Origin of the sequence: Acidovorax sp. 35-64-16, assembly GCF_002281195.1 — a bacterium.
GTDB lineage: Bacteria > Pseudomonadota > Gammaproteobacteria > Burkholderiales > Burkholderiaceae_C > Acidovorax > Acidovorax defluvii.
Genome location: NZ_NCFM01000067.1, coordinates 1 through 9,178, shown reverse-complemented (window position 1 = coordinate 9,178; position 9,178 = coordinate 1). Strand labels below are relative to the sequence as shown.

Genomic DNA, 9,178 nt, shown 5'->3' with positions numbered 1-9,178 from the left:
ACGCGCATTCCTCGCGGTTTCACACGCGCATTCCTCGCGGTTTCACACGCGCATTCCTCGCGGTTTCACACGCGCATTCCTCGCGGTTTCACACGCGCAAACGTTGTGTAACCCGTTGACTTGGTTGAGGTTGTTCAACCCGTAACATGCGCGCGCGCTTTAACCTTTTAACAAGGTTTTAACTCGCATGCGCGCGCGAGCACACGCACACACGTCCACGGACAGCACCCAACAGCCCCCCCGCAAGCGGGGGGGGATGTAAAGAGGCGCTAACGCGCCCCCCCGCTGCGCCGCTCGACGTCCACAATCGCGCGAGCACGCGCTCAAACCCTGCCCGGGCGTGCCTGCTTTTGTATTCAAACAGCCGGTTTAACAATGGGTGGGTGACGGCGGCAGCTTCGATCTCCGCTGCCGCACGCCCAAGAACGGCTTAAAACTGGCCTAGAAGCGTTTTTATGAGCTTGGTGATGCCCGAGGTATCAATCGACACCAAAAAACGCGCCAGAGAGGCCAGGGTACAGCACCCAACTAGGCGTGCGCTGGCAGGACTTGGCGTAACTACAAAACGCAGCTACACTACGGCCACCATGGAGATCGAATGGGACGCCGACAAAGCGGCGCGCAACCTGACCAAGCACGGCGTTTCCTTCGAAGATGCCGCGCTGGTTTTTTACGACTCCAACCGGGTCGAGGCTTACGACGGGCGCGCAGACTATGGAGAGGACCGCTGGGCCACGATCGGCTTGGCCTACTGCGCCGTGCTCTACGTGGTCTATACCGTTCGACACGAGCACACCATCCGCCTGATTTCAGCAAGGAAAGCCAATGCCAGCGAAAGAAAGCACTATCGTCAAGCGCACCCTTGACCTCAAGCGACCGCCGCGCTTGGGCACCGAGCAAAAGGCGCGACTGGCTGCCGTGGCCTCGATGCCCGATGAGCAGATCGACTACAGCGACGCACCTGCACTACCCGATGCGGTCTGGATGAAGGCGGCGGCAGAGCTGCCCCATGCCAAGAAGCAAGTGACGCTGCGCATCGATGCCGACGTGCTGGCGTACTTCAAGCACGCCGGCAAGCGCTACCAGTCGCGCATGAACGCCGTTTTGCGCTCCTACGTCGAGGCGCACAAGGCTCAGGCCAAGTGATAGCGCATGAAAGCTATAGGCTGGTGTACGAGATCGACGGCAGCACGGTTTGGATACTGGCCTTGGTGCATACCCGCCCGCCGGTGGCCACCAGTGACGGCGTAGCACGCGGGGCGGGGTGTCTGCACTGCACGACAAGCTACACCCGGCCTGCGCTGGCACCTATCGGTTTGTATGCGGGCTGGGCTGCGGTTGCTCGGTTGGACTGCGCCTGCCCTGCTGGCCCCTACACCGGCGGCGGCACCCTTGATTTATCGTAACTGTGTAACGATAAATGGACAGGCAGTCGCCGCTCTTTTGGCCGCCCGCTCCGGTATTTGGTATCTGTTAAACAGGGTGGGGGAGCGTCAGGCGGGGCGAAACCGCAGTCCCGCGCCCCGGCGCGGGTTGTCCACGGCGCGCCCGCGCGCGGTGGACAATGCGGTTTTGCACGGCCGCTGGCCGCTAGCGCCGGGGGCGGGGCTCCGCCCCCGTCCGCTGCGTGCGCAGCGCGCCAGTCGGTGGAGTTGCCGCCTGCTGCGGTTTCGCTGGCGCTGGGCGTGATCCTCACGCTGCTGCTGGTCATGGGGGCGGGTGCCTGGCGGCAGGGCAGGAGGGTCGCCGGGTGAAAAGGTCAGAGCGCGATAACGCCGGACAAAGGCCGCATGGCCTTGTCGAGCGAGGCCGTGCCGGTGCAGCCGGCCGCCGCATTGCGCGCGACGATCAGGCAGTCGGAGAAGTCCGCCTTTCCGTTGCGGAACAGTGCGAGCGCCGCCGCAACGGTTTCGCGTCCATCGACGACATAGGCGGCGTTGCCCAGTATCGCGTCGATAGCCGTGCCGATATCGGTGCGCCCGTAACCGAACACGGTTTCAAGCACCCAGACCATCTCGACCAGCACGACCGTATCGACAAAGAAATCGCACCCTTCCGCCGCCTGTGCGGCGACGAACTTGCGCGCCTTGGTCACGTCCGCCGAGCCGTCGTCGACCAGCACGCGCACCAGCACGTTGGTGTCGAGACCGATCACTTGGCGCCCCGCGCAAAGCGCTCTGCGGCACGTCCGGCGACTGCGGCGCGCATGTCCGCAACGCTGACTGGCCCGCGCAGCGGTTTGGGCAACACGGCGCAGACAGCGAGCGGATCGCGCGAAACCGGCACGACGCGGATCGAGCCGTCGTCCTGCAAGGCGAAGTCGAGACGTGCGCCGGCATCGAGCCTGAGCGCGGCGCGGATCGGCGCGGGCAAGGTGACTTGTCCCTTGCTGGTGAGTGTGGCGAGCATCGTCATTTCCTTTTGAGGTTGGTTATGTCTTTCAAGTTTAATTTAGTAAGGAGTGCGTTACAAGGAATGTCCTGTTCGCTACTTCTTACCTCTGCCTTCGCCGCCGACCCGGACTCCACCCTATGCTGAGCAAAGGGTGGGGTAGTTCATATCACTGGGTGCAGCGTGCAGCGCACAGCACCCAGCTCAACCCTTGCTCGCTGGCCTTTCAGCCTTGGGTGCCGCCACTGGCCGTTCGGCCAAGACTTGCACCAGCTCGGCCCGCTGGCCCTCGAGGGCCTCGACCTGGCCGCGCAAGCGCGCCGCATCCTCGCGCGCTGCTTGCGCTTCACTGCGTGCTTGGGCCAGCTCGGTGCGCAAGCGCTCGAAGGCCTCGGCGTCGGATCTGATCGATTGCTCCGCAGCGGTGAGCCGTTCGCGCAACTGGGCCAGCTCGACCGCCTGCGCTTGTCCGTGGGCTTGCGAATCGGTGAGCTTGCCGCCCAAGGCCTCGACTTCCGACCTGGTTGCATCCAGCGTTTTCTCGAGGTCGTCAACCGTGGAGGTGGCGTCAGCCAGCTCGCGTTCGGCTTGCTCGCGCTGCTCGCCGGCGGCGCGCACAACCTCGGCCACTCGGCGCTCGGCAGCTTTGACGGCTTTGTCGTTGAGCTCGACTGCAAGTGTGGTGATGCGCTCCTTGAGCGCCGCCGTGACCGCTGCAACCTCGTCGGCGACCTCCACGGGCAGCTCGGCCAGCGGCTGGGCCTGCGCGGTGGTATTGCTCGCTAGGTACTCATCCCACACCTGACGCAGCCGCGCCGGGTTGCCGCCGCCGACCCGTTGGCGCAGCGCAAAACCGGTGACATTGCGCCCGGCGGCTTGTAGGGACTGACCGGCCGCGATGATGGCCTCTGCGGGGAACTCGGTTGGACGCATGGCGTGCTCCTTTGTGGACGATGCCTAAAGTATAGCACAACAAACAAACAAATAAAGAAATAAATAAACAAACAAATTTTGGAGGGGTTTCCCGCCGCCGGCCTACCGGGTGTCACGCTGGAACTGGCCCGCCGGCTGCCGGTCCCCGTTGGACAGCGCTGCCTAGGTCAAATTGCAGCAGCCATATTCACTATGGCGCACTAGGTCAAGCACCACTAGGAGCAAGCCAAGGAAGCCCGCAGCGCAGCAGGCTCGAGATGGACAGCGCCCGGCTTGGGCTAAAGATGGCGCTCAGCGTCCTGCCGTTGATGCAGGACTCGAATCACGTCCAGATGGTCAGGGTAATTCAGAAAATAGACTACGTGCGAGCCGCACAGGTACTTTTGGAAGTCCGGCAACACCTCGGCCGGGCGACCGTGCTTTGTCCCTCGGGCCAGCGCATAGCACGCATCCCGAATGGCATCGATGTAGTTGTCGGCTTGGTCTGGCCCCCACCTATCGGCGCTGTAGTCCCAAATTTCGCCAATGTCGGCCTGCGCCGCTGGCGAGAACGCAACAGCCTTCACTGCGGCTGCAGCCCTGCACGCTTACGGGCCTTGAAGGCCTCGAAGTCGAACGCGCGCGGCTCGCCGGATTCAAGGCCAGCGCGTAGAGCATCTTGCAGCGCCTTCACCTTGGATTCGTGCTCTTCCAGCAGCCGCAAGCCTGCCCGGACAACATCGCTGGCCGAGCCGTAGCGCCCGCCTTGCACCTGGGCATCGATGAAGCTGGCGAAGTGCGTCCCGAGGGATACGGATGTGTTTCGGCTCATGAGCGTTCTCCTGTTGACGCGCCAATAATACCAACCTTTGGTACATCCTGTTGGGAGGATTGCGGGCGCACGGGGCGTGGCGGTTGCTTCTCACCCACTCGCCCTGACGGCGGGACTTGCACCACCAAGAAAGCGCCCGTGCCGGGCGCACAAAAGAAAACCCCCGACCATCGGGCCGGGGGTTTGATTGAACATCGCGCGAAAATCGCGCACGCTTGAGCTGCGGCTTGCGCCGCAACTTAGATTCCCCCAAGCCAACGGCCGGGGGTGTAGATCAGGTCATGCGCAACGCGCATGCCGCAGCCCCGGCTTGCGCCGGGTTTTCTTGACTCACACGATTACACTTCTCGCCGCGCATTCACTGCGCTCAACTACGCTTCGCTGCCACGCTTGCTGTAGTTATCTTTGTCGGCCCCTGCCAGGGCTTTCAAACACACACACTCACTATAACGATCGACTCGCTGCCTCACGTGCCGGTTTTCCCGGACTCGCTGCTCACTTTCGGTGGCCAAATGTCCTTGCGGACAACGCTCTCAACGTGGTCAGTTACGCATCCGTCACGATTAGTTTTTCGGGTTCGCTTCCCGCGCCGCGTGTGCCTACACGCGACCGTCGCAGACAGAGTCAGTTTCAGATATACACTTGGTTTTTGGATGGATGTCGCGTTCCCGCAGCAATAGTACCTAGCCTTTCGGCTTTCTATCCGCCTTTCAGCAGATTCGATTTCGGGGGCTCGAAGAGGGTCAAGCGGCTCCCTTACTCAGTACTGCGCTGTGATACCAGGTGTGCAGGCATTTCAGCCCTACCACGCGACGTTATTCTTATTTTTCTCACCATTGGTTCGCACCCTTTCGGGGTGCTTTTCCGGCTTCGCTTCCCGTGACCTCGCCAGCTTGCGCCAGCTCGTGCCCCGCAACGCCTTGACCGCTTGGTCAATCGTGCGATGCGCTCTCTCCGCGCTTTACGTATGCCGTCACCAATCACGTTATACCCTCTCGAGCATCCCGTGTCCCAGCGTCCATTGCTGGGTCCGTGTATTCCTAACTTTACGCACCTATTCACAAATCAAATTGGCATGGGCTGATGCACAGGGGTTACTCGCTTTCGCGGATTAGTCCTACGCATACTCCCTCGCACCCGGCGTGCGGCTACTAGCTCGCACCGGGCGCCAATCGATCTCCCGCAAGTGGCATTTCTTGCGGTGGGCACGCATTGCGCGTGCGGTGTGTGTGTTATCGACAATTCTCTGTTAGCGTAATGCAGGTGGCAGCCTGCACTATGCGCACAGTATGCGCACAGTATGCGCATAGTGCAAGCGGCGTGCCCGCACCAGGGGCCCCAGAGATGCGTTCCACGCAACCAGGTGAGCGATAGACGTGGTTCCGGGGGCTCACTCCGGCGTCTGATATGTGCCGCTGGCGCGGCAAGGACGGCGGGTCTAGACCCGCCTTACCCCCTTCATTTGTGTGCTTCGCACAGACGGCCTTGATAGCCGTACACACGCTGCTTATAATGACTTAGCGACGACGGCTTGACGCCTCGGCACTTCGTGCATGCAGCTACTCTTGCCCCGACCCCGACTGATAACGAAGCGCCATGAAAATTTATGACCTCACCACCGGCCTGCAAGCCGTGCTGCTGCACTTCCAGCGCGGCTACGTGCTCACGACAGAGTGCCCGATCGTGGTTCACGCCGACAAACGAGATAGCCTGATGGAGAAATTCATCGAGGTTTATGGCGTCAATTTTCCCGCTTGGAAACGCTATTCCCGCAAGCTCAAAGGCCTACCGAGTGCTGTTGCGCTTGACCTATCTGTATTAGGTCAACCGCACTCACGGCAAATTGTGTTGCTATCGACCGCATTTGATGACCGACTCCCCAAAGACGCGCAGTGGCGGCGTGAAAAGTGGGTGCCGCTAAAGCGCGTGCAGGATTTTGTGCTGTCGAATGAAGTCGGCAGCGACAGGCAAACGTCGCTGAGCTGGAGGCTTGCGCCAGAAGTAATCGCGCCGCAGGCGCGCTACTGGCTCAAACTCATTAAAGAGCAAAAGGCCAGCGCAGCAATGATGCACATGCGCGAAGCTGTAGAGCTATACCCCGCTTATGCCGGGGTCAGGAAGCAACTCAAGCAAGAGATAAGCTCGCTCAAAAAGCTGATCGAGCGCAAGTACAAGGTGCCTTACACGGGGCCAGACCCGGATAAATTACCGATCATCGCTGGTTTTCGCGCCAGTGCGGATCGGGGCTTGACCAAGTGAGCCGCGCAAGCCAAAAAGAGCAGAGAATTGAACCCGTCCGGAATCCCTGGCTTCAGTCATCGGCCAGCAGCTTGTCTACCGAGCCACCCCGCGTCACGCGGTCGGAGCGGCTATCTGTAATCGCTTTTTCGGTTTCCTTCCTGCCCATGTGCCAGGGTCAGTTGCGCATCATCGGCGGGCAGTGGCGTTCGCGGCGCTTTGCTTTCCCCGACGGGCCAGGCCTGCGCCCGACCCCGGACCGGGTGCGTGAGACGCTGTTCAACTGGCTGGCGCCCTATGTCGAGGGCGCTTATGTGCTCGACCCCTTCGCCGGCAGCGGCGCACTGCTGCTCGAAGCGCTGTCGCGTGGTGCTGCCAGCGGTCTGGCCTGCGACCTCAACCCGGCCTCGGTGAGCGCCTTGCGCGGCCACCTGGCGACGCTGCAATGCAGCACGGGCGAGATTCATCTGGGCGATGCCCTGCAACTGTTGGCGCGTCCGGCGCAGCGGCGCTTCGATATCGTTCTGCTCGACCCGCCGTTCCACAAGGATCTGCTGCAGGACGCCTGCAACCTGCTGGAAGCTCAGGGCTGGCTGGCCGATGACGCCTGGGTCTATACCGAAAGCGAAACCGCGCCCTCAAGCCTGGGCCTGCCCGGCAACTGGCGCCTGCATCGCGAGAAGCACACCGGCCAGGTGCACTACGCGCTGTGGCAGCGTGGATGAAAGACTTCATCTACGCCCACCTGCCCTACCTGCTGCTGATCGCACTGGCGCTACCGGTATTGCTCAGCCAGCAGGAAATTGCGCTCAACCTGCAGCGCGCGATACCGCACAATCCCAACGCCGGCATCACAATCAGCCTAGCCAACCAGCGCATCGCCGCCCTGCTGGTTTTGGCCTGGTGCGCCTGGCGCATACTGCGCAAGCGTCGGCGCTAAGGCGCCGATATTGCGGCGAACCTGAAGGGGCGAGCACAATCCTCGTAAGTTGGCCAAGCGTAGGGCGGATCGGAACGCCGACCGCTCGTAGCGCCAGCGAACAGTCCGCCAGCCCATGCCAACGTATGCCCCCAAGAAAGCCCGCTCTCTGGCGCCTGTGCCATGAGGTCTCCAGCAACGGCGTACTGCTTCGCGAGTACGCCCTACATCGAGCCCCCTGAATCCGTGCTGCCAACGGCCGAATGCACCAATGACAACTGACTTTCGCCCCGCCTGGTGGCTCCCCGGCCCGCATCTGCAGACGCTGTGGAACCCCTTCTGCCGCAAGCCGCCGCAACTGGAACGGCAGCGCGAGCGGCTGTGGCTGGACGATGGCGATTTTCTCGACCTCGACTGGCACGGCCCGCATGACGCCCATGCGCCGCTGGTGCTGGTGCTGCATGGCTTGACCGGCAGCTCCAACTCGCTCTACGTGCTCGGCCTGCAGCAGGTTCTGGCCGCGCGTGGCTGGGCCAGCGTGGCGCTGAACTGGCGCGGCTGCTCCGGTGAACCCAATCTGCTGCCGCGCGGCTACCACTCCGGCGCCAGCGAGGATCTGGCATCGGCTGTCGTCCACCTGCGCGCGCAACGACCGATGGCGCCGCTATACACCGTCGGTTATTCCCTGGGCGGCAACGTGTTGCTCAAGTATCTGGGTGAGAGTGGCGAGCAAAGCCAGCTGCAAGCAGCGGTGGCGGTCTCGGTGCCGTTTCGTCTGGACCAGTGCGCCGACCGCATCGGTTTGGGCTTCTCGCGGGTGTATCAGGCGCACTTCATGCGTGAAATGGTCGCCTACGTGAACAACAAGCAGCGCCTGTTCGCCGATAGCGGCCAGGGCGAGCGCCTGTCGGTGCTGCAGCGCCTGGGCCCGCTGGACGGCATGCGCACTTTCTGGGACTTCGACGGACGCATCACCGCGCCGCTGCACGGTTTCGCCGATGCCCACGACTACTACCGCCGCGCCTCCAGCCGTTTCTACCTGGGTGAAATCCGCACACGTACGCTGATCATCCAGGCCGAGGACGACCCCTTCATCTTCCGCCACAGCCTGCCGGAGGCCGGCGAACTGGCGCCCGGCACCGAGTTCGAGCTGCATGCCCAGGGCGGGCATGTCGGCTTCGTCGAAGGTAGCCCGCGCCGCCCCAGTTACTACCTGGAGCGGCGCATTCCTCACTGGCTGGACACACTCACCTGAATCAACTGGCGGCAGGCTGCTCCGGCATCGCCGAGGAGTGGTGATGGAGGATTTTCCACTCGCCATCGACCTTCTGGTAAACGAAGGTGTAGCGCGCCTGCACCTGGCGCACCACCGCATCACCCTGGGTCAGGGTGATGGTGTAAACCCCCGAATCCACCGCTGCATCCGGGCCGATCTGGCGAATTTCACGCATGTTGATCGTGCCCACCGCCTTGGCCTGAAATAAATGGTGGTCGAAATAGTCTTTGATTGCCTCATGGCCTACGCGCACTCGATTCGATAGCGTGGCATGCAGCACGCCGTTGTCGGCGTACAAGGCAGCGACCTTGGCCGAGTCGCCAGTCTGCATGGCGGCGTTCCAGCGCTCGAACAGGCCGGCGATCTGCTGCTCCTGCGCATTGCTCGGGGCGGTTGCCGTTTCCGTGTAGACATAAGGCGCATCGGCCGCCTGAACCAGCGGCACGGACAGGGCGAGGGCACAGCTGCTGAACAAGGGTTTCAACATGGTTGAATCTCCGGCTATTGAAAGACGCGGGGATAGGAAATCCAACCGCATGAGCACAAGTATAGCACACGTTTGGGGCGTCTCAGGCATGCACACAGGGGACTGCTGGGTTGATTTCTCAAA

Annotated in this window: 12 protein-coding genes and 1 pseudogene; 7 read left to right on the top strand and 6 right to left on the bottom strand. The window is 62.3% G+C overall.

Going from position 1 to position 9,178, the window contains the following annotated elements; translation table 11 throughout:
- The first annotated feature begins 587 nt into the window (after window positions 1-587).
- The 3 genes and pseudogenes from B7Y64_RS18760 to B7Y64_RS19040 form a co-directional block, all read left to right on the top strand.
- Window positions 588-866, top strand: coding sequence for a BrnT family toxin (locus B7Y64_RS18760; RefSeq protein WP_029463528.1), 279 nt, complete (start codon window positions 588-590; stop codon window positions 864-866).
- Window positions 826-1,146: a BrnA antitoxin family protein gene (locus B7Y64_RS18755; RefSeq protein ID WP_045538175.1), complete on the top strand. Its 321-nt coding sequence runs from the start codon at window positions 826-828 to the stop codon at window positions 1,144-1,146. The genes B7Y64_RS18760 and B7Y64_RS18755 overlap by 41 nt, the downstream gene beginning before the upstream one ends.
- Window positions 1,131-1,251 (top strand): annotated as a pseudogene (locus B7Y64_RS19040) (type II toxin-antitoxin system RelE/ParE family toxin); the annotation flags it as partial. The gene B7Y64_RS18755 and the pseudogene B7Y64_RS19040, both read left to right, overlap by 16 nt.
- A gap of 508 nt (window positions 1,252-1,759) precedes the next feature.
- Here B7Y64_RS19040 and B7Y64_RS18750 read toward each other — a convergent pair.
- The 5 genes from B7Y64_RS18750 to B7Y64_RS18730 form a co-directional block, all read right to left on the bottom strand.
- Window positions 1,760-2,155 carry a PIN domain-containing protein gene (locus tag B7Y64_RS18750; protein WP_029463530.1) on the bottom strand — a complete coding sequence of 132 codons (396 nt, stop codon included), beginning with the start codon at window positions 2,153-2,155 and terminating at the stop codon, window positions 1,760-1,762.
- Window positions 2,152-2,409 (bottom strand): AbrB/MazE/SpoVT family DNA-binding domain-containing protein, encoded by a 258-nt coding sequence (locus B7Y64_RS18745; protein WP_029463531.1) that lies wholly within the window; start codon window positions 2,407-2,409, stop codon window positions 2,152-2,154. The genes B7Y64_RS18750 and B7Y64_RS18745 overlap by 4 nt, the downstream gene beginning before the upstream one ends.
- A 186-nt stretch (window positions 2,410-2,595) precedes the next feature.
- A complete protein-coding gene (locus B7Y64_RS18740; RefSeq protein WP_034112471.1) occupies window positions 2,596-3,324 on the bottom strand; it encodes a DNA-binding protein in 729 nt (242 codons plus the stop codon).
- A gap of 278 nt (window positions 3,325-3,602) precedes the next feature.
- Window positions 3,603-3,890, bottom strand: coding sequence for a type II toxin-antitoxin system RelE/ParE family toxin (locus tag B7Y64_RS18735; protein ID WP_029463533.1), 288 nt, complete (start codon window positions 3,888-3,890; stop codon window positions 3,603-3,605).
- The gene (locus B7Y64_RS18730; RefSeq protein ID WP_029463534.1) at window positions 3,887-4,135 is read right to left on the bottom strand and encodes a type II toxin-antitoxin system ParD family antitoxin; all 249 of its coding nucleotides are present in this window, start codon (window positions 4,133-4,135) and stop codon (window positions 3,887-3,889) included. The genes B7Y64_RS18735 and B7Y64_RS18730 overlap by 4 nt, the downstream gene beginning before the upstream one ends.
- 1,596 nt (window positions 4,136-5,731) lie before the next feature.
- Between B7Y64_RS18730 and B7Y64_RS18725 the strand changes: the two genes are divergently transcribed.
- The 4 genes from B7Y64_RS18725 (at window position 5,732) to B7Y64_RS18710 (ending at window position 8,547) form a co-directional block, all read left to right on the top strand.
- Window positions 5,732-6,394 carry a hypothetical protein gene (locus B7Y64_RS18725; RefSeq protein WP_029463535.1) on the top strand — a complete coding sequence of 221 codons (663 nt, stop codon included), beginning with the start codon at window positions 5,732-5,734 and terminating at the stop codon, window positions 6,392-6,394.
- A 146-nt stretch (window positions 6,395-6,540) separates the two neighbouring features.
- The gene (gene rsmD / locus B7Y64_RS18720; protein WP_291329578.1) at window positions 6,541-7,098 is read left to right on the top strand and encodes a 16S rRNA (guanine(966)-N(2))-methyltransferase RsmD; all 558 of its coding nucleotides are present in this window, start codon (window positions 6,541-6,543) and stop codon (window positions 7,096-7,098) included.
- Complete coding sequence (locus B7Y64_RS18715; protein WP_075750361.1) at window positions 7,095-7,313, top strand: hypothetical protein; 219 nt, start codon at window positions 7,095-7,097, stop codon at window positions 7,311-7,313. Before rsmD ends, B7Y64_RS18715 begins: the two co-directional genes overlap by 4 nt.
- 250 nt (window positions 7,314-7,563) lie before the next feature.
- Window positions 7,564-8,547, top strand: a complete 984-nt coding sequence (locus tag B7Y64_RS18710; RefSeq protein ID WP_280066687.1) for a hydrolase — start codon at window positions 7,564-7,566, stop codon at window positions 8,545-8,547.
- A gap of 1 nt (window position 8,548) precedes the next feature.
- Here the strand turns inward: B7Y64_RS18710 and B7Y64_RS18705 are convergent, their stop codons facing one another.
- The gene (locus B7Y64_RS18705; RefSeq protein WP_291329572.1) at window positions 8,549-9,055 is read right to left on the bottom strand and encodes an SgcJ/EcaC family oxidoreductase; all 507 of its coding nucleotides are present in this window, start codon (window positions 9,053-9,055) and stop codon (window positions 8,549-8,551) included.
- Between the last annotated feature and the right edge of the window lie 123 nt (window positions 9,056-9,178).

What these genes read in the sequence shown, in the direction of transcription:
- B7Y64_RS18760 (WP_029463528.1), top strand. Translation starts at nt 588, where the DNA reads ATGGAGATCGAATGGGACGCCGACAAAGCGGCGCGCAACCTGACCAAG.
- B7Y64_RS18755 (WP_045538175.1), top strand. Translation starts at nt 826, where the DNA reads ATGCCAGCGAAAGAAAGCACTATCGTCAAGCGCACCCTTGACCTCAAG.
- B7Y64_RS18745 (WP_029463531.1), bottom strand. Translation starts at nt 2,409, where the DNA reads ATGCTCGCCACACTCACCAGCAAGGGACAAGTCACCTTGCCCGCGCCG.
- B7Y64_RS18740 (WP_034112471.1), bottom strand. Translation starts at nt 3,324, where the DNA reads ATGCGTCCAACCGAGTTCCCCGCAGAGGCCATCATCGCGGCCGGTCAG.
- B7Y64_RS18730 (WP_029463534.1), bottom strand. Translation starts at nt 4,135, where the DNA reads ATGAGCCGAAACACATCCGTATCCCTCGGGACGCACTTCGCCAGCTTC.
- B7Y64_RS18725 (WP_029463535.1), top strand. Translation starts at nt 5,732, where the DNA reads ATGAAAATTTATGACCTCACCACCGGCCTGCAAGCCGTGCTGCTGCAC.
- rsmD (WP_291329578.1), top strand. Translation starts at nt 6,541, where the DNA reads ATGTGCCAGGGTCAGTTGCGCATCATCGGCGGGCAGTGGCGTTCGCGG.
- B7Y64_RS18715 (WP_075750361.1), top strand. Translation starts at nt 7,095, where the DNA reads ATGAAAGACTTCATCTACGCCCACCTGCCCTACCTGCTGCTGATCGCA.
- B7Y64_RS18710 (WP_280066687.1), top strand. Translation starts at nt 7,564, where the DNA reads ATGACAACTGACTTTCGCCCCGCCTGGTGGCTCCCCGGCCCGCATCTG.
- B7Y64_RS18705 (WP_291329572.1), bottom strand. Translation starts at nt 9,055, where the DNA reads ATGTTGAAACCCTTGTTCAGCAGCTGTGCCCTCGCCCTGTCCGTGCCG.